General features: G+C 62.5%; 22 protein-coding genes and 1 pseudogene. 8 read left to right on the top strand and 15 right to left on the bottom strand.

Going from position 1 to position 19,354, the window contains the following annotated elements; translation table 11 throughout:
* Positions 1-4 precede the first annotated feature (4 nt).
* The gene (locus tag MRS60_RS31240) at positions 5-409 is read left to right on the top strand and encodes a cupin domain-containing protein (protein WP_034182465.1); all 405 of its coding nucleotides are present in this window, start codon (positions 5-7) and stop codon (positions 407-409) included.
* A 44-nt stretch (positions 410-453) separates the two neighbouring features.
* On the opposite strand, the gene MRS60_RS31235 is transcribed toward MRS60_RS31240, so the two are convergent.
* On the bottom strand, positions 454-942 hold the full coding sequence (locus MRS60_RS31235; protein ID WP_105392019.1) for a RidA family protein: 489 nt from the start codon (positions 940-942) through the stop codon (positions 454-456).
* Positions 943-1,225: 283 nt separating this feature from the next.
* Here MRS60_RS31235 and MRS60_RS31230 point away from each other — a divergent pair, with 283 nt between their 5' ends.
* Positions 1,226-1,525 (top strand): H-NS family nucleoid-associated regulatory protein, encoded by a 300-nt coding sequence (locus tag MRS60_RS31230; protein WP_034182467.1) that lies wholly within the window; start codon positions 1,226-1,228, stop codon positions 1,523-1,525.
* Positions 1,526-1,687: 162 nt separating this feature from the next.
* Here MRS60_RS31230 and MRS60_RS31225 read toward each other — a convergent pair whose 3' ends face one another.
* The 6 genes from MRS60_RS31225 to MRS60_RS31200 form a co-directional block, all read right to left on the bottom strand.
* Positions 1,688-2,020: a cupin domain-containing protein gene (locus MRS60_RS31225; protein WP_105392018.1), complete on the bottom strand. Its 333-nt coding sequence runs from the start codon at positions 2,018-2,020 to the stop codon at positions 1,688-1,690.
* Between the two features lie 133 nt (positions 2,021-2,153).
* A complete protein-coding gene (locus MRS60_RS31220; protein WP_219845557.1) occupies positions 2,154-2,426 on the bottom strand; it encodes a hypothetical protein in 273 nt (90 codons plus the stop codon).
* Between the two features lie 181 nt (positions 2,427-2,607).
* Positions 2,608-3,354, bottom strand: a complete 747-nt coding sequence (locus MRS60_RS31215) for a MipA/OmpV family protein (RefSeq protein WP_243567421.1) — start codon at positions 3,352-3,354, stop codon at positions 2,608-2,610.
* A gap of 189 nt (positions 3,355-3,543) precedes the next feature.
* Positions 3,544-4,401 carry an alpha/beta fold hydrolase gene (locus tag MRS60_RS31210; RefSeq protein ID WP_243567258.1) on the bottom strand — a complete coding sequence of 286 codons (858 nt, stop codon included), beginning with the start codon at positions 4,399-4,401 and terminating at the stop codon, positions 3,544-3,546.
* Positions 4,402-4,454: 53 nt separating this feature from the next.
* Positions 4,455-5,807, bottom strand: coding sequence for a MerR family transcriptional regulator (locus MRS60_RS31205; protein WP_243567257.1), 1,353 nt, complete (start codon positions 5,805-5,807; stop codon positions 4,455-4,457).
* 79 nt (positions 5,808-5,886) lie between these two features.
* Positions 5,887-6,810 carry a LysR family transcriptional regulator gene (locus MRS60_RS31200; protein ID WP_243567256.1) on the bottom strand — a complete coding sequence of 308 codons (924 nt, stop codon included), beginning with the start codon at positions 6,808-6,810 and terminating at the stop codon, positions 5,887-5,889.
* A gap of 67 nt (positions 6,811-6,877) precedes the next feature.
* On the opposite strand from MRS60_RS31200, the gene MRS60_RS31195 reads away from it, so the two are divergent.
* Positions 6,878-7,495 (top strand): LysE family translocator, encoded by a 618-nt coding sequence (locus MRS60_RS31195; protein ID WP_243567255.1) that lies wholly within the window; start codon positions 6,878-6,880, stop codon positions 7,493-7,495.
* Between the two features lie 81 nt (positions 7,496-7,576).
* On the opposite strand, the gene MRS60_RS31190 is transcribed toward MRS60_RS31195, so the two are convergent.
* The gene (locus MRS60_RS31190; RefSeq protein ID WP_217590520.1) at positions 7,577-8,209 is read right to left on the bottom strand and encodes an FMN-dependent NADH-azoreductase; all 633 of its coding nucleotides are present in this window, start codon (positions 8,207-8,209) and stop codon (positions 7,577-7,579) included.
* 132 nt (positions 8,210-8,341) lie between these two features.
* Between MRS60_RS31190 and MRS60_RS31185 the strand changes: the two genes are divergently transcribed.
* Positions 8,342-9,220, top strand: coding sequence for a LysR substrate-binding domain-containing protein (locus tag MRS60_RS31185; protein WP_243567254.1), 879 nt, complete (start codon positions 8,342-8,344; stop codon positions 9,218-9,220).
* Positions 9,221-9,301: 81 nt separating this feature from the next.
* Here MRS60_RS31185 and MRS60_RS31180 read toward each other — a convergent pair whose 3' ends face one another.
* From MRS60_RS31180 to MRS60_RS31175, 3 genes and pseudogenes are all read right to left on the bottom strand, one after another.
* The gene (locus tag MRS60_RS31180) at positions 9,302-10,546 is read right to left on the bottom strand and encodes a saccharopine dehydrogenase family protein (protein WP_034182614.1); all 1,245 of its coding nucleotides are present in this window, start codon (positions 10,544-10,546) and stop codon (positions 9,302-9,304) included.
* A gap of 43 nt (positions 10,547-10,589) precedes the next feature.
* Positions 10,590-10,685 (bottom strand): annotated as a pseudogene (locus MRS60_RS35095) (acetoacetate decarboxylase); the annotation flags it as partial.
* Between the two features lie 266 nt (positions 10,686-10,951).
* Positions 10,952-11,596 (bottom strand): HD domain-containing protein, encoded by a 645-nt coding sequence (locus MRS60_RS31175; RefSeq protein ID WP_243567253.1) that lies wholly within the window; start codon positions 11,594-11,596, stop codon positions 10,952-10,954.
* Between the two features lie 156 nt (positions 11,597-11,752).
* On the opposite strand from MRS60_RS31175, the gene MRS60_RS31170 reads away from it, so the two are divergent.
* The gene (locus tag MRS60_RS31170; RefSeq protein WP_217590516.1) at positions 11,753-12,160 is read left to right on the top strand and encodes a DUF3224 domain-containing protein; all 408 of its coding nucleotides are present in this window, start codon (positions 11,753-11,755) and stop codon (positions 12,158-12,160) included.
* Between the two features lie 139 nt (positions 12,161-12,299).
* On the opposite strand, the gene MRS60_RS31165 is transcribed toward MRS60_RS31170, so the two are convergent.
* The gene (locus MRS60_RS31165) at positions 12,300-13,865 is read right to left on the bottom strand and encodes a methyl-accepting chemotaxis protein (RefSeq protein ID WP_243567252.1); all 1,566 of its coding nucleotides are present in this window, start codon (positions 13,863-13,865) and stop codon (positions 12,300-12,302) included.
* Positions 13,866-14,172: 307 nt separating this feature from the next.
* Positions 14,173-14,583 (bottom strand): VOC family protein, encoded by a 411-nt coding sequence (locus tag MRS60_RS31160; protein WP_243567251.1) that lies wholly within the window; start codon positions 14,581-14,583, stop codon positions 14,173-14,175.
* Between the two features lie 389 nt (positions 14,584-14,972).
* On the opposite strand from MRS60_RS31160, the gene MRS60_RS31155 reads away from it, so the two are divergent.
* From MRS60_RS31155 to MRS60_RS31145, 3 genes are all read left to right on the top strand, one after another.
* A complete protein-coding gene (locus tag MRS60_RS31155; RefSeq protein ID WP_175749236.1) occupies positions 14,973-16,418 on the top strand; it encodes a DEAD/DEAH box helicase in 1,446 nt (481 codons plus the stop codon).
* A gap of 559 nt (positions 16,419-16,977) precedes the next feature.
* Entirely contained in the window at positions 16,978-17,181 is a 204-nt protein-coding gene (locus MRS60_RS31150) for a cold-shock protein (RefSeq protein WP_105392005.1), read from the top strand.
* A gap of 283 nt (positions 17,182-17,464) precedes the next feature.
* A complete protein-coding gene (locus MRS60_RS31145; protein ID WP_034182480.1) occupies positions 17,465-17,689 on the top strand; it encodes a hypothetical protein in 225 nt (74 codons plus the stop codon).
* Between the two features lie 98 nt (positions 17,690-17,787).
* On the opposite strand, the gene MRS60_RS31140 is transcribed toward MRS60_RS31145, so the two are convergent.
* A complete protein-coding gene (locus MRS60_RS31140; RefSeq protein ID WP_131949429.1) occupies positions 17,788-18,915 on the bottom strand; it encodes an aminotransferase class V-fold PLP-dependent enzyme in 1,128 nt (375 codons plus the stop codon).
* Positions 18,916-19,021: 106 nt separating this feature from the next.
* Entirely contained in the window at positions 19,022-19,312 is a 291-nt protein-coding gene (locus MRS60_RS31135) for an AAA family ATPase (protein WP_175749238.1), read from the bottom strand.
* Positions 19,313-19,354: the final 42 nt, after the last annotated feature.

Here is a 19,354-nt window from a genome sequence, read left to right as displayed (position 1 = left end):
CGACATGAAACGCATCATGCTTGTTCTTGCGCCGCTGGTATCGTCGCTGCTGATGGCCGTTCAGCCGGTCGCCGCCGCACCGCAAGCGAAGGTCACGCCGCTGACCACACAGTCGTTGCCCGAGTATCCGGGCAAGGAAGTCCAGATGATCGTCGTGGATTATCCGCCCGGCAGCGTCGATCCCGTTCATCGTCACGATGCGCACGCTTTTGTCTACGTGCTCGACGGCAGTATCGTGATGGGCCTGAACGGCGGCAAGGAGATCACGCTCCACGCTGGCGACACGTTCCACGAAGGCCCGGACGACGTGCACACGGTCGGACGAAATGCCAGCAGCACAAAGCCGGCAAGGTTCGTCGTGTTCCTGATCAAGAACAAAGGTGCACCGGTCCTTACGCCCGTGCAGTAGCGCAGTCGCTCGCCTTGGCCCGGCCATGCCGGGTCGTGGATATATCAGGTTCCCGTATTGCTACGCTGCAGCGCGAAAATGAAATCCGCTTCCACCGACGCGCCCTTGGGCAATTGCAGCACGCCGACGGAAGAGCGCGTATGGACTCCCGCGTCGCCGAGCACCGCGTACAAAACGTCGGACGCGCCGTCGGCCACTTCGCTTTGCATCGCGAAGCCGGGCGCGCTTCGCACGTACACGGTCATGCGCGGAACAGCCGATATCGCATCGAGCGTGCCGCAATACTTTCCGATCAGCGACAGCGCTCGCAGCGCCGATATTCCGGCCGCGCGGCGACCGTCGTCCAGCGAAACGGTTTCACCCACCACGCCGACGAAATGCACCACTTCTCCCACCCGGGGAATCTGGCCGGCAATATAGGCCGTGCGCCCGTCGACCAGAACGGGCGTGTACTTTCCGCCGATCCTGATCTCCTCGTCCGGATCGAATCCAAATTCGGCCGCCACCTGCCGCAGCTTATCGTCTCTGTTCATCAGTGAATTCCCCGATTCTTCCGAAAAAAGATAAAGAATAATTGAGTCTCAGGGGTGTGTCCCGAAGGATAGGCTCCGCCTCGAACGACCAAAGAGACGTGGCCAGACCGTTTGTGCTTCTCGGCAATCATGTACGCGTTCGCCAAATGCGACGCACTTTTCAGGTGTTCGAAGCAGTCTTGTGCGCCATATCGCCGGTGGAATTCGTAGTCGGAGAGAATTTCCTCATCATTTCCGATTGAAACCGCTATCATGTGTGAACACACAACCCCAAGAGCGATATATGGCAACTTACAAGGAACTGAAAGCTCAAATGGAAGCTTTGGCCGAGAAAGCCGAAGCAGCGCGCGCCGCGGAATTCCAGTCGATCGTCGACGACATCCGCGCCAAGGTCGCGGAATTCGGCATTACCGAGAAGGACATTTTCGGCGTACGTCGAGGCCGGTCGGCCAAGCAAGCAGCCGCCCCCGTGCAGGCCAAGTATCGCGACCCGAAGACCGGGGCAACCTGGTCCGGCCGTGGCCGTGCGCCCGCATGGATCAAGGATGCGAAGAATCGCAATCGATTCCTGATTCAGGAATAAGGTTTTCGACGCGCACCGGCGCGCGGTTCAGCGCGCTGTCCGGCATATTGGGCATCGGTACCGGCGGTATTCAAAGACCGCTCCGGGTTGATGGCGATTTGTCTCATTCAGCGCGTGGCGCGCCGGCTCATCGCCAGATTGCGTCGCGCGCCGATACTTTCTTCAGCGTTCGTAATAGATCGCAAGCCAGACGGATTGCTCTTCTTCATGCGTCCACGCGACGCGATGGCGGCAATGCGGCTCGATCAGCACGTAATCGCCGGGGCGCATGTCGTACCGCGTCGAACCCTCTTCGAACTCGAGCACGGCCGCCCCCGACAGCAGCACGACCCATTCGGCGCGCGAGTCGTCATACCAGAACCCGTCGGGACTCGCGTGCCCCATCGACACGATCCGCTCGACATTCAGGCGCTGCCCCGTGACGAGGATGTCGATCCGCTCGTCGCCACCGCGCTGCCCTTCGACGCTGAACAGGTTGCCGGTTTGAAGTTGCATGATTTGACCTCGTCGCTGACCTTCGTTTGAAGAAAGCAGGTTCAATGGTGCCGGGAATGTTCACTGCAGTCCAACGGACATCATTATTTAAAAACGCGTCGATGAATGCACGCAAAAAGATGACGAATGGCCGTTACAGCGCCTGCGCCCATTCATTACCGGGGTGAAGAGCGTCGAGACAGCCTTCTAGCCAGGCGCGTTCGCCAACCGGCAGTTTCGGCAATGCCCTATCGAAATCCTGTTGATCTTTGGGGCGCCTATCCCTGGCCTTGAACAGCAGTACCGCGGACGGATTCAGATACGGGATATCGTCGGCGGTTCGCATCACCATTTCGGCACGCGATCGCTTGATCGACGGATCCCGCTTGTAGGCCCACCATTCGCGCGTTCCAGGTTCGATCATCATATCGACCCGCCAACATTCAGCAGCACGATCGAATCCGCAACATCAAGTGCAGACGCGAAAGTTCACGGCACCCATTCGGGATCACCAAGCCAAAGTCCCGTTCTGAAACACTTCAGATGGCCGCCGGCCACTTTGAGACATTCGACAGCAGTGTAAAAGCCGGGAAATTTCCCGGCCTCTTTCAGAATCGGAAATTGATGCCTGCGCCCCCATAGTAATTGCTCCGCGTCTGCACGATGGGGCTGTCGCCGTAGCGGCCAAGGATTCGCGATGTCCCGGCCGTTGCAACAACCGACCAATGTTGCGACACGGCGTGCGTCCACGCGAACGACATCGACGCGCCATGAAATCCGCCGGTCAATGAATACGGCCGGAATCCGCTTGACGCCGCCTGCGCATCCGTCACGCCATAAAATGTCTGCATATATCGGCCTGTCGCCGCGTGTGCGGCTCCCGTCAAGACGATTTGATTCTTGCCCGCATGCAGCAGCGGCACCGCCAGATCGATGTGTCCGGCGAACCCGCGCGATGTGTGCGTGATCGGGGCATCGATCGTCACCGACAGTTCGACGCCCTCTTTGTCGCGCACGCCTGCCCGCCACTGCGCGATCACCGAACCGGGCACGTTGCCCATGCCCTTCAGGTAATCCGAACCATCCCCGCTAAAACGGTTCGAATCCTTGCGCCCGCCCGCGTAGCCGATCGATGCGGACACGAACATGCCGTGCGGCGATGTATAGCGGTAGCCTGCCCCGCCTGTGGAGCTGATGAAAAAGCCGTTGGAAAATACGGCGGAAAACGACGGCCCGATGACGCCTCGATACTGATTGCTGCCTTGATAGCGCGGCGCGATGCCACCGCCAAGCGAAAGCGTATATTCGTTCTCGGCATGTGCGGTGACAGCAAAGGTCAGCGTGGCGAGCGGAATGCAATAGCGGCTGAAAATCTGGGACATTATTTTGATTCTTTGACGAAATAGATGGTCTATAAAGCCGTTTCAGAAATCCCATGAGGGGACGACGGCAATCCGGGGACGCACGGATCCCCAAGACAGTGGGCTGGCCTCGTGGATATCAACGAGACGATCGAGCCCGGACGTGTACCGTGAACGCGAAGATCAGGATCGCGGATCGAGCCAGTCCCGGACGAGCCGGGCAACCTGCCTCCGGCGCTCGATCATCACCATATGTCCTTCGCCTGGCAGCGCATGATGAGTGACCGACGGCACCCACGAGGACGTTTCGCGCGCCGCGTCGGCGAAGATCGGGTCGGCGGTGCCGCCGACGATCAGCGTATCTGCGCGGATCTGGCGGGGCCACGGCGAACCGTCGTGTGCGTCGTCACGCAACGCGCGCAGGGTGCGGACTATGACGTGTCTGGCGTTGACCGACGACGCGACGCTGCGGCGTCGGCCGAGCAACGCAGCGCGCAGGAGCAGGTTGCGCCAGCCCGCGCGGAAGCATCCGGACATCGTATCGAGCAGGCGTACGAACTCGGAGCGGGTCGCGTGAATGATTTGCTGCTCGACCAGTCGACAGCCGTCCGGAGCCAGGCGATGCGCACTCGAGACCAGCACGAGTCGTGAGACGAGTTCCGGATGGGCGGCCGCAAGGCGCGCCGCGACGACGCCTCCGAACGAGATGCCGATGAGCGTCGTGCACTGCCAATGCGTGGCGATCGCGCGCGCGATATGCGCGACGATGTCGGTGATCCGGTATTGCGCGCCGGGCTTGTCAGGATATCCGAGCAGTACGAACGGCGTGCCGGGCGGCAGGATACCGGCAACGCGGCGCAGGTCGCGCCGCAGCCGACGCGGGGTCGCCTTCGAGACGAAGGCTTGTCCGCCATTCAGTACGACGACCGCTGGCGGTCCGTTACCCACCTGCGCGGCCAGGATACCGCCGTCCAGCCGCATTGCTCGAACGGGACGAGCACCGATCCGGAACTCGTTCAGTTCGTCCGGTATGGGGTCCATGCGCTTCCTCCGATGAAAAGACGCCAGCATGAACCCTGACGTCCACGTGAGGGTCAAGCGCCAGACTCATCGTTGCCGTCGTCGGCAATGACGGCTCCCTGACGTTGCAGCCATGCGAGTACGTCGGAATCGATCGGATGGCCGGCTTGCAGAATGGGCTCGTCACGCAGTGCCTGTTGCAGCTTGCGGCGTAGCGCGACGTCGCCGCGCGCCGTTCGTTCGAGCAGCGAGTGCCAGCGGCTCGCGAGCGAAGCGGAATCTCCATTGTCGGCGCCGCAGGCGATCGCCCGTCGGATGTCTGCACCGAGCGTGATCCATTCGGCCGACAGCGTCTTGTCGAGGCGCTGGAGTTCGTCGTCCGTCAGGTGGCGCCGCCAGGCCGCCAGATGCAGACGGGTCGCCTGTTCGATATAGGCGATCAGCGTGTGATCGAGCCCTGCATGGTCGGGAGCCGGCGCCGCGCCGACATGCAACTGCCGCCAGCGCCGCGTGATACCGATGTCGCCGTCCATCCATTTCATCGCGGCGGCAAGCCAGCGATACGCGAGCTTTTGCGCTTCGCGGGAGTCCGGCGGGACATGCCGATCCATTGCGTCGCGCACGTCCGAAAACAATGTCGACAAGGCCGCTTCCATGTCCTTCCAACGCGCAAGGATCGTCGCAATTTCCGACGTGTTGAAGTGTTCCCGATACCGATCGAGCAACGCGAGCGTGTCCGGCCAGTCCGCATCGCGCCAGGTCATGCCCGAATCGGAGGCCGCTTGCAGCACCCCGAGCCGCTCGCTCAGCGCATTCAACCTTGTCAGTTCAGCGTCGATTGCGCGCCGGCTCTCGGCAATCACTTCCGCCAGCGCGAGCTGCCGGTTGCGCAGCATCTGCGCGATCGCATCCAGTGTCAGGCCCAGACCACGCAGCGCCTGGATCGTCCTGATCGTCGATACGCTGGCTTCGTCGTACAACCGATAGCCTGACGTAGAGCGGCCGATCGGCTTCAGCAGACCTGTCTGATCGTAGTAGTGCAACGCGCGGACGGTAATGCCGCAACGTCGGGCAAGCATGCCAACCGTTAATGGCATAGAAATTCCGTCAACAATATGGAGTATGGCGGATAGGGAAGTGGGAATTGCTCGATGGCCGTGACTGGCGCGTTCCGGGCGAATTTCTGCTCCTGAACAAACAGCAACGGCTTTCAGAAATTCGCTGGCGTAGGTTCCGGCGCAGCTTTCTGATTCCAGCCTCGTCACACAAGGCGCAAAGGCCTGCGCATCATTGAAGTGACGTTGGCAGGTGCGTCGGTGCGTCGAGTGCTCATGTGACCGGGAAAAGTTGTCTTGGCCGCCCGAGTTTACCAGCGGCCCGGACGTGCGAGCGTGAAGTTCGCCTTTCGGCCAGATGCCCGAGGTCACGACCGATTGAATCTGCAGCCGGAAGCAGCCGATCGGGTTCGTCGTTAGCCGACCATCTCCGAGCACCCTTCCGCACCCGTCAAACCATTGCCTTCAACCACGCAAGCAGATCCGACTGCGCGCTTCCGGCCGTCACGGGTTCCGGCGTCAACAAGCAGTAGTGCGAGCCGTCTTCCACGAAACCCATCGGCGCGACCAGCACACCGCTTTCCAGATCGTCGCGAACGAGATGCCAGGGGCCGATGGCAACCCCCAGCCCCGCGACGGCCGCCTGCAGACTGAAATAGAAATGGTCGAACATCTGCCGCCGCCCGCTCCCCGCCGGCCGATTCGCGGCCACCGCCCATTCCTTCCACGCGTCCGGTCTGGTCCGCGTATGCAATTGCGGAGCATCCGGCTTCAACAAACAACCATCGCGGCCACTGGAAAACCACGCATCGACTTTGTCCGGCCGACAAACCGGCCCCACCCTCTCGGTGAACAGACGCTCGGCGTGATAACCAGCTGGCCACGCAAAGTCGTTGCGGCGGATAGCCATGTCGATGCCGCTGTCGAACGAAAACGGCCCGCCCGCAGCGGCCAGGTGGATATCGACGCCCGCGTATCGGGCCTGAAAATCCGGCCAGCGCGGGATCAGCCAACGCATCAACAGCGTGGGCTCGCACGACAGAACCCAACGCCGCGCGCGGGCGGCCTCGGTGCGCAATTCGTGCGCGGCGTGACGCATCAGCCCCAGGCCGTCATGCACCGCCTGGGCCAGCTTGCGGCCCGCGTCGGTCAGGAACACACGACGGCTGCGCCGCTGGAACAGCGCCACACCCAGGTCGTCTTCGAGCAGACGCACCGCACGGCTGACCGCGCCGTGCGTCACGCACAGTTCGTCGGCGGCACGGCTGAAATTCTCGTGACGCGCCGCCGCCTCGAAACAGCGCAACGCCATCAGCGACGGCAGGTTTGTACGGACTTGTTGTGAGTCAATCTCACCATTCTGGTCAGAAATCATCGCTTTTCCGGATGGAATACGGTCTCTAAGATTGTGCCATGACGACATCAATCGAAAGGACGACGCGATGACGGAACTGATAGTTGTAGTCACCATTACGCTGCTGGCCGTCATCAGCCCGGGGCCGGACTTCGCGATGGTCACGCGCAACAGCCTGATGCTGTCGCGCCGATCGGGCCTGCTCACTGCGCTGGGCATCGGGCTCGGCGTGACGGTCCATGTGAGCTACACGCTGCTGGGCGTGGGCCTGCTGATCCGCCAATCGCTGTGGCTCTTCAATGCCGTCAAGCTCGTCGGCGCGTTCTACCTGATCTACCTGGGCGCGAAGATGCTGATGACGAAGGCCAGCACCGGACAACCCACCGTAAATGTGGCGCCGCTGTCCGATCCGGCGGCGCTGCGCACAGGTTTCCTGACCAATGTGCTGAATCCCAAAACCACGGTGTTCATCGTCAGCCTGTTCATGCAGGCAGTCCGGCCCGACACGCCGTTGATCGTGCAGATCGGCTACGGCGCTTTCATCGCGCTCGCGCATGCCGGCTGGTTCAGCCTGGTGGCCGTCTGCTTCTCCGCCACGGCCGTCCGCGATCGCTTGCTGTCGCTGCGCCACTGGATCGACCGCACTTTCGGAGGCTTGCTCGTGGGCTTCGGCATCGCGCTCGCCGTCGCGCGTGGCGGCCGCTGATTCGCGTGTCCGGTCCGCGCTTCCATGCGGCCGTCAGGCATGTTCCGCTGACGCGCCGGATGCGAAGCGCGGCTGCCTTATTCAGAACGCGCGCGCAATCGCGCGAGCTTCGTCGATCGCACGGCTGCGATCGACCTTGCCGTCCGGGCCGAACAACGTGCGCTCGACCACAATGCCGGTGATGTCTTTCACGCCCACGAACTTCAGCCAGGTTTCCATGTACGGGCGCTGAAGGTCGAACTCGGCGGCCGGCGTAAACGAACCCGGCGACTCGTAGCTGAGCCCGCGCGCATAGACGACCGCCGCCTTTTTCCCGGCCAGCTTGCCGGCAAAACCCGAACCGTCGAACGTGAACAGCACGTCCTTCTGCGAGATCGCGTCGATCAGGTGCTTGAGTTTGTATGGAATACTGAAATTCCACAGCGGCACACCGAACAGGAACTTGTCCGCTTCATGGAACGGCGCCGCGAGCTGCTCGATCTGCTGCCACGCCGCGGCCTGTTCCGGCGTCAACGCAGTTCCGCTCAATCCGGCGTATTTCGCGGCCAGCGCGGCTGCGTCGAACTCGGGCATCGCCAGATCCCAGATGTCGAGCTTCCGGATCTCGTGATCGGGATGTGCGTGCCGGTATGCATCGAGAAATGCCTGACACACTTCGATGGACGCCGAATAGGCCTTGTTGGGTGAACCTTCGATATAGAGCACGCGTGTCATGGAGCCTGTCCTCGCCAAGAGTGACGGCGACGCGCGGGATGCGCGGCCGCCCACTACGATTCGCAGATTATCGAATCGGCCTATAATTTTGAAACGCTATTAATTGATTTAATTAACCCGATCTGGTGATCAATGAGCCATCCCCTCGACACGGCGCTGCTTCATACGTTTGTGGCGGTCGCCGACATGCGGAGCTTTACCGGCGCCGGTCGCAGGCTGAATCTCAGCCAATCCGCGGTCAGCGCCCAGGTCATTCGTCTTGAAGAACAGGTCGGCCGTGCGCTGCTCGTGCGCAATACGCGCAGCGTCACGCTCACCGCGCATGGGGAGACGCTGCTCGGATACGCTCGCGCGATGCTCAACCTGAGCGAGGAAGCCCGGTCCAGGCTGGGGCCCGACGGCGCAGTCGAGATCAAGCTGCGTATCGGCGCATCGGAGGATTTCGCGGGAGGCTGGCTACCCGACGCGATGCGCCGCTACAGCGCCGCGCGACGCGGCTTGCGGCTCGATCTGACGGTCGACATCGGCGACAGTTTGTTTCGACGGCACGCCAACGGCGAATTCGATCTCGTGATCGGCAGCCGGTGTTCGCACTCGGGCCAGGGCGCGACGTTGTGGCAGGAACCGCTCGTCTGGGCATTTGCGCGCCACGAGCCGCTGCCGGAAGGCGATGTCCCGCTCGCATGCTTTCCCGATCCGTGTCCGTACCGAGGTGCCGCCATCAAGGCGCTCGCGCTGGCCGGCATGCGCTACCGGATCGCATGCGAAAGCCCGAGCGTCACCGGCATCCTGACGTTCGCGCGCGCCGGCATCGCGATCGCACCGGTGCCACGCAGTGCGATCGACGACACGCTTCGCGAACTGGCCGGGCCCGAAGGGTTGCCGGAACTGCCGGACACGGAATTCGTGATGATGCATGACGTCCGGATGCCGGCCGCCGTCGAATTCGCCGCGACGATTTCAGATGAAGCGGCGGCTCGCACGGGGGCAGGCAAGCGCAACCGGCCGTAGCGAGCTTCCTTCGCGCCTGACGCACAGGCCGGCGCCGCGAAGAAGGTGCCCTATAACGCCGGGTGGCAACAGGAATCGCGCTCAAATCACCTCGAAACGCAACCCCGCGTGGCGAACCAGACGCTCGACAAAGCGCTCGTCGAACATCGTCGCGGGCGTCCAGAAACCGCCGCCGCGCCCGGTCTTGATGCCGTCCCTGCCGCAATCCAGCGCAAGACTGATCGCGGCCTGGCCCAGCATCTTGCCGGTGGAGCCGTAACCCGGATCGCGGTCGCCGGTGACTTTTACGCGCAAGGTTCGCCCGTCGTCGGTGCGGCCGAAGAAACGCAAGTCGTAGCGGCCGGCCAGTTGAGCCGCGGCGCTCGGGCCCTCACCGGGTTTCGGCAGCAGGAAGCGCTCCATCAGGCTGCGCACCGGCTTGATGACGACGCCCACCATGAACGCACCGAGGCCCGCCACCATCGTCAGCGCGGCCAGGCGGCCCTTGAGGCCCGTACCGGTCATGACGGCTTCGTCATAGGTGAACCGGCTGCCGTACGCATTGCCCGCGAGCGCATTGGAGCGATGCACGACACGCTCGTTGATCGCCGCCATCACGAAGGGCGCGATCCACGCGTCGAAGTCACGATCGAACTCGGCCGATCGCACCGCATGCTGCCGCACCGTGAAGCCATGCCCTTTCGGGCACAGTGAATAAGGATCGAGCAGTTCTCTGCGCAACGCGGGATCGGCCGCGGCTTCCCGGACGACGTTGATCACGCTCGCCACGGTACCGCCCGACGCACCGCCCTTCAGCGTTCGGACGCGCATCTTCACCTGCCCGGCCGGCACACCCCACCGTTGCATTGCCTGTTGCTGCAGGAAGAACACGCCCATGTCCGACGGAACCGAATCGAACCCGCAGCAATGAACGATGCGCGCGCCCGATTGCCGGGCCGCGTGCTCGTATTTTTCGATCATCCGCTTGATCCACTGCGTCTCTCCGGTAAGGTCGCAGTAGTCGGTGCCGGTTTCCGCGCAGACCCTGACCAGCGGCTCCCCGTAAAGCGCGTAGGGTCCGACAGTCGATACGACCACCCGCGTTTGCGCACAGAGCGCCCGCAATTGCGCTTCGTCGGCCGCGTCGGCGACGATGATCGGCACGGACCGTCCCGCCGCGCCGAGCGCATCCCTGACCTGCCTGAGCTTCGTTTCGGAACGGCCGGCAATGGCCCAGCGCAGCGTCTCGCCGGCGCCCGACAGGTATTCGGACAGGTAGCGGGTCAGGATCTGCCCGACGAAACTGGTGGCGCCAAATACGACGAGATCGTGCGTCGGCTGGGTCATGGACGGCTCCTTCGGCGCGGGCGTATCGCGAGCGTCCGTGCCGTTAGCGTTGCTTTCCGGGTTCATCGAAGGCCTTCAAGGGCGTCGGCAGGTTCAGGACCAGTTGCGCGTCTTTTACCACATCGACACGCATGATGGTGAAGGTGCTGATCGACCGTCGCAGGCAACACCCGAAGCCTGCTGATTCACTGCCGTCAGCAAGCACTCTAGGATTGAAGTCGACTTTAAGGTCAAGGATCCGAATAGAGGAACAAGTCGGTCTTCGATTACTCGTCTTGCCGGCAATCGTCTTCTGGTCGAATCATTTGGCGTTCGGGACACGGCCCTTGCCGCGTATCGCCACCACGCATGTATCGAACCGTGTTCGCCGGCCAATAACGGCATCTGAGGCCACCGTCGGCACAATCAAATCTCGTCGGCAAACTCATCAAGAAACCGGCGCAACCGATCGTGGCGGATGTTCGCCAAACGGGCACCGGTAGCGGTCTGAAAACCCGACGCCAGCTTCAGCAGTTTCGTGCGAAAGTGATCGATCGCGAATCGCGTGTCGTCGAGTTCGCGGTTCGACGCGTGCGGGTCGACCGGGTCATACAACGCGCTGCCCATCCGGCCGGCGACATAGAAGCACCGTGCGACACCCAGCATGCCGATCGCATCGAGCCGGTCGGCATCCTGCAGCGTTTTTGCTTCCAGCGTCATCGGCGTAACACCGGCCGAAAAACTATGCGCTTCGACCGCATGCGCGACCGCATCGATCTTCGCGTCCGGCCAATCCAGCGACTTCAGCACCAACCTGGCCTTTTCCGCCGACAGCCGCGACGCCTGCGGCCGAAGCGGGGAGTTTTTCTCTACCGCGACGCAATCGTGCAGCAGCGTTGCCGCAAACAGCACTTCGGCGTCTCCGCCCTCGACGGCATGGATCGCCGCCGCGTTCTTCCACACGCGTTGCAGATGCGAAGTGTCATGGGAACCGTCGCCGTTGGCGTCGTTCCAGTGAGCCAGCAGGGTCTCGGCCAAATCCTGAAAGGGGGCAAACGCAGATGTCGTCACGGGTGCGGATGATGAAAGACTGAATGCCGATTATCGCCGCAAGCGCGACGCGGCACACGATCCGCGGTCGATGCGAGTGCATAAAGCAAACCGTTCCGTCCGACGGAACCCGATTGGCTTATAGTGCGGAGTGCCCATTCGACGAGGAGATTTGCAATGAAACTGCAGGCCAACGGTCCGTTTGAAGTGAAGCTGAATCCGGAATCGCTGAGTAGCGTCGCGGAAAACACCGGGCTCGGCCGCATGTCGCTCGACAAGCAATTTCACGGCGACCTCGAAGCCGTCAGCCACGGCGAGATGCTCGCGTTTCGAAGCAGTGTTCAGGGCTCCGCGGGCTACGTCGCGATGGAAACCGTGCAAGGCACGCTGGGTGGCCGCCAAGGCAGCTTTGTCCTGCAGCACAGCTCCACCATGACCCGTGGGCAGCCGAAGCAATCGATCACCGTCGTGCCCGATTCCGGAGCGGGAGAATTGCTGGGGCTCTCCGGCTCGATGATCATCAACATCGACAACGGCCGGCATTCGTACATCTTCGACTACGCGTTGCCCGAATCGCCGCAGTGAATCGACATCAAGAGTGCCGCTAGACGATGACGCGCTCCAGCCTCTCGCGCGCCGTACGGAAAGCAGCGGCCTCATTCATCAGCGCGTCACGAAAGCAATCGACATCGACAACCCGGCTGCGGTCGCGGACATCAGTACGTCACGCGACCGCCTCGTCACGCAGCCGAAACTGCGCGACCGCCGCGCTCAGCCGTGAACCCTGTTCGTCGAGCGACAGCGCCGCGGCCGCCGCTTCCTCGACCAGCGCGGCGTTGCGCTGCATCGTCTGCTCCATCTGGATGACCGCGGCGTTCACCTGCTCGATGCCCGACGACTGTTCCTCGAAGGCATTGCTCGTTTCGCTCATGATCGCGTTCACGCGTTCGACCGCGGCGACGAGTTCGGTCATCGCCGAGCCGGCCAGCGTGACGAGGCCGCTGCCGTCTTCGACCCGTCGCGCGGAATTGCCGATCAGATCCTTGATTTCCTTCGCCGCCGACGCGCAACGCTGCGCGAGCCCGCGAACTTCCGTCGCGACGACCGCGAAACCGCGCCCCTGCTCGCCGGCACGTGCGGCCTCGACGGCAGCGTTCAACGCGAGGATGTTCGTCTGGAACGCGATGCTCTCGATCACGCCGACGATGCCGGAGATCCGCGCGGAGCTGTGCGAAATCTCGGACATCGTCTCGACGACGCGCCGCATCGCGTCGCCGCCGCGCGACGCGATGCCGGCCGCGCCCTCGACGTAAGTGCGGGCATCGCGCGCGTTGTCCGCATTCTGGCGCACGGCCGCCGTCAGTTGCTCGACGCTCGCCGCCGCCTGCTGCAGCGACACGGCCTGTTGCTCGGTGCGCGCGGACAGGTCGACGTTGCCGCTCGCGATCGTGCGGACGTCGCCGACGATCGTCTCGGTGCTCGCGCGCACCTGGTTCACGGTGTCGACGAGGCCGTCCTGCATCCGCTTCAGTGCATTCAGCAGATAGGCCATTTCGTTTGCGCCGGGAATGACGACCGTTCCGGTCAGGTCGCCTTTCGAAATCTTTTCGAATTGATCGACCGCGAGATTGATCGGCTCGATGATCGCCTTCGCGAGCACGCGCTGCGCAAAGAAGCCGACGACGAGCGCAAGCACCGCGACCGCCGCCATCCCCCACACGATCCGGTGGAAATTGACGCCGGCCGCATCGTAGCGGGCTTTTTCGCGCGCGACCTGGAACGATTCGAGCGCGTCGATCGCATCCTGGTACGCAGCGAACAGCGCCGGCGGCGCCGTGCGCTGCGTATCGAGGAAGTTGAACGCGTCGTCGCCGTCGAGCTGCGACAGCGCCTTCAGGAACACGCGCTCGAGCAGCGCGCGGCGGCGGTTCTGCAGCGTGTCGAACAGCGCCTGCTCGTTGGCGTCGCGCACGTGCAGGCGCGTGTAGGCGTCCAGTTCGTCGTTGCTCTGCTTGAGGAGCGTATGCAGTTGCGCGATTTCCGCCTTGGCCGGCTGGCCCGCGCTGATAATCTGCGCGATGTCGCTCATGCGTTCGCGCAGCACGAGCATCCGCTCGGAGCTGGTCTTCAGGTGCAGCAGCGACGCGGTATCGTCGCGGTACATCGCCTCGAGCGAGCCATTGCTCACGTAGAGGCCGGCGATGCATGCGCCGACCACCAGCACGAGCAGCACGGTATAGCCGGCGATGGTCGCGACGAGTCCGCCACGGATGGTGAATTGTTTTCGCATGACGTTCCCTTGCGCCGACCACGCGCGGCCAGCGGCGGATGTGGATTCCGGATCACGAAAGACGAGCGCTGCATCGCAACACGCGGCGCGTGGGCTACGAACGGGTTAACGGCAGGGCCGGCGGGAAGGTTTTATCTGCACGCGACGCGAATCTTGACGATTGCGACAAATTGGGCGCGGAAGATGCGTGCAGCCGGTGCGTTCGCTGTCGAGCGAAGCGGTGCTGGCGGAGCGCCGCGGGCGGAATTCGGGCAACTGCGGACGGAAAGCGGAACCTTCGGAGCGCGCGCTGCACCGCTACCATCGGCTATCCGTCGTTGGCCAGCCTTGAACGAATCCCGTCAACCGGGAAGTCGCGCTGGTGCGTGGCAATCTGCCATGTGTTTCCCCACGGATCCTTCACCATCGCGCGCCTGTCGCCGTACGGCATGTCGGCTGGAACTTCGAGCGAGATCGCATTCGCTGCCATCGCTCGCCGATAGGTCGAATCGGCATCCTCGACATAGACGTACAGAAACGCCGGAATCGGATCGCGCAGACCGTCTCCGCCGCTGATCATCACGACGGAATCGCCGATCCGGATTTCGGCAGGCAGCCCGGCGCGGAATTCGCCCTGTGCGCGAAACACCGTCCGAATGAATTCGATCAGGTTCTCCGGATCCCGGACGACGATTCGAGGCGTGATGGTATGCCATCCATCAGGCTGAAATTTGGTCATGTCGCGCTGCCTCCGACGAGATTTCCCGGGGTATTGTCCTCCGGGCGCCGAAGGTCTGCAAAGGGAGAGGCAACGGCCGATTGCGTTCGTCGGCAACCGGCATGGTTCAGTCGCCTGTCGGTTCCACGATCTTGCGAAATAAGCATTCCTATTCGTACCGCCTCGACTTCTCCTGATTCTCGTTACCGCGACAGATTCGATCACGGATGGCCCGGCGAGCCTCCAGCGTCGTTTCGGGCAGTTGGTGGCGATGCGGGTGCGCGGCACGCGGCGCCCGGCACCGCTACGTTTTTCAGTAGCAATCGACACCGATCTCGTTGACCATCGATGTGCGCGGTTCAATCGGCGCGCTAACCGCTAGAATTGCGGTTTTAGCCCGGAATACGCCCATGTCTTTTGCCTCGCTTGGCCTGATCGATCCCTTGCTGCGTAATGTGCAGGACCTCAATTACCAGACACCTACGCCGGTGCAGGCCAAGGCGATTCCTGCTGTGCTCGGTGGCAAGGACGTCATGGCCGCGGCACAGACCGGCACCGGCAAGACGGCGGGGTTTGCGCTTCCGCTGTTGCAACGGCTGGTGCAACACGGCCCGGCGGTGTCCAGCAACCGCGCACGTGTTCTGGTGCTGGTGCCCACGCGCGAACTGGCCGATCAAGTGCTGCAAAGCTTTATCGATTACGGCAAGGGCCTCGACCTGCGATTTCTGGCCGCCTACGGCGGTGTGAGTATCAACCCGCAGATGATGAAGTTGCGCAAAGGCGTGGATGTGCTCGTTGCCACGCCGGGCCGTTTGCTGGATCTCAATCGCCAGAACGCCGTGCAGTTCGATCAGGTACAGACGCTGGTGCTGGATGAAGCCGACCGCATGCTGGATCTGGGCTTCGCGCGCGAACTCGACGCCGTCTTTGCCGCGTTGCCCGCCAAGCGCCAGACGCTGCTGTTCTCCGCCACGTTTTCGGACGAAATCCGCACGATGGCGGCGGGCATTCTGCGCAGCCCGGTCAATATCAGCGTCAGCCCGCCCAATGCCACGGCCAGCAAGATCAAGCAATGGGTGGTGCCGGTGGATAAAAGGAACAAGCCCGACCTCTTCATGCACCTCGTGGCCGAGAACAACTGGGAGCACGCGCTGGTGTTCGTCAAGACCCGCAAAGGCGTGGATTACCTGGCGGCCATGCTGGATGAAGCGGGTTATGCGATCGACACCATCCATGGCGACAAACCGCAACCCGCGCGCCTGCGTGCGCTGGAGCGCTTCAAGACGGGCGAAGTCAATATGCTGGTCGCCACCGATGTGGCTGCGCGCGGGCTGGATATCGACGACCTGCCGCTGGTGATCAACGTTGATCTGCCGATCGTGGCGCAAGACTATGTGCACCGTATCGGCCGTACCGGCCGCGCGGGCGCCAGCGGCGTGGCGGTGTCCCTGGTGTGTGCCGATGAAGCGCCGCAACTGGCCGCGATCGAAGCGCTGATCCGGCAAACGCTGCCCCGTGAAGAAGAGCCGGGTTTCGAAGCCGAACACCGCGTGCCGGAAACCAGCGCTACGGGGCAGATCATCAAGAAACCCAAAAAGCCCAAGAAGCCCAAAGTGCCGCAAGCTGCGTCGGGCGCCATGCAGGCGCCCGGCAAAAAACCGCGCCCGCAAGGTGGCGAAAACAAGCGCAAGCCGGCGGCGCAGCGTGCTGTAGCCGCGGGGAAAGGTACAGGTTCGTCCAGCGGCAACCCATTCAGCGCGCAGAAGCCACGCAGCAAACCCGCCGGCAAACCGGCTGCGGGTTCACGCAAGCCGGCTGGCAAACCCGCTGGCGGCCGCGGCAAGCGTCAACCCTGATTCGTTGGGATGAGTCACGCCAGCCTCGCAACAGGCCGGCGGTTTGCGGCCCCCGCTGGCAGGCCGCGGCGCGGCTTCGGCGCGCATCGGGTCGACGGATAACGGCACACTGTATCCAGGATTCGCAACAACTTCGCGGCCGAACGGACGTTGAAATCGTGCGCAGCGAGCGCCCGATCGAGGCCGTCTCCGGCGAATGTGCCCGCTTCTCACACGAAAGCCGTCATTTGATCGGCATCGCGAACTACCGCTTAGGGTCGTTCGGAATCACCGACCGGCTTAGGCTCTTCCTAACCTGCGCGCCATGCCAGGCATGGCGCGCAGCCACGCAGGGCCACATCGCTTCACCCGCAAGACGGACCGCCCGGCAACACAGTTACAAGATAATTATTGACGCTGGCACTACCCGGCGGTTAGTGTGTGCATCGAAGTTCAAGAAGTTCGATTGCTGTTCATCAATTGCTCGCTCCTCAGCGGTATTCGTTGTCCTCTCCCTCCTTGACGCTTCATGCGCTCTTCAACAGAGCAAATCTCCGTATTTTTTTCTCAAGGATTCTTCATGGATACCGGTATCGTCAAGTGGTTCAACGACAGCAAAGGCTTTGGCTTCATCACTCCGGACAAGGGCGGCGACGACCTGTTCGCACACTTCTCCGAAATTCGGGCCGACGGCTTCAAGACGCTGGCTGAAAATCAGAAGGTGAGCTTCGAAACGAAGCAAGGCCCGAAGGGTCTGCAAGCGGCCAACATCCAGCCGCTGTAAAGTTTGAAGAACCCGGCCTCCCGAAACGGACGCCGGGTTGCAGCGACACCCTCGCGGAGCCTTTTTCTCCCAAAGTTGGCGCGATCGCTCTTAGCTGCATCTGTTTATTCAGCAGCTTGCCAAGCGCCACACGCCTCGTTGCACTTCATTCTCCCCTCTGGCTGCAAGGCCCTTTTTTCGCTTTCCGACTGCTTCAGATTCAGCTCGCAATGGCTTTGAATCGGCGCACCCGTGCATATTTCGCACGGCACGCGCGCATTCGCACATCATTATTAAAATTAAAATGCAGAACAAACGAATTCAACAATACAACGGCTATGCCGTCCAACCCTCGGCGCATCGTTTGCCCGACGGTAGTTTTTCATCCAACCTGCTGCTCGAACGCACCGATAGCTCGCGCGCCGAAGGCCGCTACCAGTTCTATTCGCTCGATTACTTCACGAGCGAAGCGCAGGCGCTGCAGCACTCGACACGCTGGGCACGCAACTGGGTCGACACGCGCGGTTGAAGGCAGCGCCCCAGTGCCGGACGCCCAACGCATCTGACGCACCAGGGCGCGCTCGACAAAGCGCGCCCAAACATCACTCGAACCGATCGGAAGTCGACCTAAAGAACGCGCTCCAGCGCGTCGGCGAACCTTGCAACCGCACCTTCGACGTCATGCAGTTTTTCCAGGCCGAACAATCCGATGCGGAAGGTCTTGAAATCTTCAGGCTCGTCGCATTGCAGCGGAACGCCGGCCGCGATCTGCAAGCCGACATCGGCAAATTTCTTGCCGGATCGAATGCCGTCGTCGTCCGTGTAGCAGACCACGACACCCGGCGCCTGAAAACCTTCAGCCGCCACGCTCCTGAAACCCTTGTCGGCCAGCAGCGCACGAATGCGCTTGCCGAGCTCGAGCTGCTCCGCTCTCACCTTGTCGAAACCGTATGCGTCGGTTTCCTTGATCACGTCGCGCAGCGTCGCGAGACTGTCCGTGGGCATCGTCGCGTGGTACGCGAACCCGCCGTTCTCGTACGCTTCCATGATCTGCAGCCATTTGCGCAGATCGCACGCGAAGCTGGTGCTGGTGGTCGCATCGATTCTTTCGCGGGCGAGCGGGCTGAGCATGACCAGTGCGCAGCAGGGTGGCGCACTCCAGCCCTTTTGCGGCGCGCTGATCAGGACATCGACGCCGCTGGCCTGCATGTCGACCCAGACCGTACCGGACGCGATGCAATCCAGGACGAACATGCCGCCGACGGCATGCACGGCGTCGGATACCGCGCGCAAATACGTATCGGGCAACATCATCCCGGATGCGGTTTCGACATGCGGCGCAAAGACCAGATCCGGCTTGTGCTCCCTGATCGCGGCGACCACTTCGTCGATCGGGGCCGGTGCATAGGCAGCCTGCCTTCCCTGTTCGACCGGGCGCGCCTTCAGCACCGTCGTTTCGGACGGAATGCTGCCCATGTCGAAGATCTGCGACCAGCGGAAACTGAACCAGCCGTTGCGGATGACCACACACTTCTTGTTCGTCGCGAACTGCCGGGCGACGGCTTCCATGCCGAACGTGCCGCTGCCCGGGACGACGACGACCGACTTCGCGTTGTAGACCTTTTTCAGCGAAGCGGAAATGTCGTGCATGACGCCCTGGAAGAGCTGCGACATATGATTGATCGATCGGTCGGTATAGACCACGGAATATTCGAGGAGCCCGTCGCGGTCGACATCGGGAAGTAAGCCTGGCATGGTCGTCTCCGATACAAGATGAACAATGGCGTCGGGGCGAGCCGTATCCGTGACGGGGTACCGCTGCACCGATGCAAATTCGTTTTTTTCTCGATGAAAGCCGATTCTAACGAAGGCCGCCTGCAACTTGGCGCATATTTTGTCTGGTCTCTCGCGCACGCTTGAAGTTGCGCGGCGGCGGCCGGAGCGAAGCGCCGGCGGCCTGCGAAACGGCGCGCCCCCATGCGCGCGCAGCGACGGTATTGAACGGGAGATCGAGAACCACCGAGACGCCGGCCTGCAACACGGCGCGGACGTGATCGGCGATCACATTCTTGATGCGCGTTGCACATCGAACATAGTCGTCGATCGACAGAATCTCGCCCGGATAAAGGCGAGCAAGCGGGTTTGAGGCCAAGGCCGCGCGACAACGCGACCACACCATTCTTCCAACGCGTCC

Origin of the sequence: Burkholderia pyrrocinia, from assembly GCF_022809715.1 — a bacterium.
Taxonomy (GTDB): domain Bacteria; phylum Pseudomonadota; class Gammaproteobacteria; order Burkholderiales; family Burkholderiaceae; genus Burkholderia; species Burkholderia pyrrocinia_C.
This window is presented reverse-complemented; position numbering and strand designations above follow the sequence as displayed.

What these genes read in the sequence shown, in the direction of transcription:
- MRS60_RS31180 (WP_034182614.1), bottom strand. Translation starts at nt 10,546, where the DNA reads ATGACCCAGCCGACGCACGATCTCGTCGTATTTGGCGCCACCAGTTTC.
- MRS60_RS31140 (WP_131949429.1), bottom strand. Translation starts at nt 18,915, where the DNA reads ATGCCAGGCTTACTTCCCGATGTCGACCGCGACGGGCTCCTCGAATAT.
- MRS60_RS31150 (WP_105392005.1), top strand. Translation starts at nt 16,978, where the DNA reads ATGGATACCGGTATCGTCAAGTGGTTCAACGACAGCAAAGGCTTTGGC.
- MRS60_RS31200 (WP_243567256.1), bottom strand. Translation starts at nt 6,810, where the DNA reads ATGATTTCTGACCAGAATGGTGAGATTGACTCACAACAAGTCCGTACA.
- MRS60_RS31170 (WP_217590516.1), top strand. Translation starts at nt 11,753, where the DNA reads ATGAAACTGCAGGCCAACGGTCCGTTTGAAGTGAAGCTGAATCCGGAA.
- MRS60_RS31165 (WP_243567252.1), bottom strand. Translation starts at nt 13,865, where the DNA reads ATGCGAAAACAATTCACCATCCGTGGCGGACTCGTCGCGACCATCGCC.
- MRS60_RS31235 (WP_105392019.1), bottom strand. Translation starts at nt 942, where the DNA reads ATGAACAGAGACGATAAGCTGCGGCAGGTGGCGGCCGAATTTGGATTC.
- MRS60_RS31190 (WP_217590520.1), bottom strand. Translation starts at nt 8,209, where the DNA reads ATGACACGCGTGCTCTATATCGAAGGTTCACCCAACAAGGCCTATTCG.
- MRS60_RS31220 (WP_219845557.1), bottom strand. Translation starts at nt 2,426, where the DNA reads ATGATGATCGAACCTGGAACGCGCGAATGGTGGGCCTACAAGCGGGAT.
- MRS60_RS31225 (WP_105392018.1), bottom strand. Translation starts at nt 2,020, where the DNA reads ATGCAACTTCAAACCGGCAACCTGTTCAGCGTCGAAGGGCAGCGCGGT.
- MRS60_RS31240 (WP_034182465.1), top strand. Translation starts at nt 5, where the DNA reads ATGAAACGCATCATGCTTGTTCTTGCGCCGCTGGTATCGTCGCTGCTG.
- MRS60_RS31155 (WP_175749236.1), top strand. Translation starts at nt 14,973, where the DNA reads ATGTCTTTTGCCTCGCTTGGCCTGATCGATCCCTTGCTGCGTAATGTG.
- MRS60_RS31230 (WP_034182467.1), top strand. Translation starts at nt 1,226, where the DNA reads ATGGCAACTTACAAGGAACTGAAAGCTCAAATGGAAGCTTTGGCCGAG.
- MRS60_RS31160 (WP_243567251.1), bottom strand. Translation starts at nt 14,583, where the DNA reads ATGACCAAATTTCAGCCTGATGGATGGCATACCATCACGCCTCGAATC.
- MRS60_RS31210 (WP_243567258.1), bottom strand. Translation starts at nt 4,401, where the DNA reads ATGGACCCCATACCGGACGAACTGAACGAGTTCCGGATCGGTGCTCGT.
- MRS60_RS31185 (WP_243567254.1), top strand. Translation starts at nt 8,342, where the DNA reads ATGAGCCATCCCCTCGACACGGCGCTGCTTCATACGTTTGTGGCGGTC.
- MRS60_RS31145 (WP_034182480.1), top strand. Translation starts at nt 17,465, where the DNA reads ATGCAGAACAAACGAATTCAACAATACAACGGCTATGCCGTCCAACCC.
- MRS60_RS31195 (WP_243567255.1), top strand. Translation starts at nt 6,878, where the DNA reads ATGACGGAACTGATAGTTGTAGTCACCATTACGCTGCTGGCCGTCATC.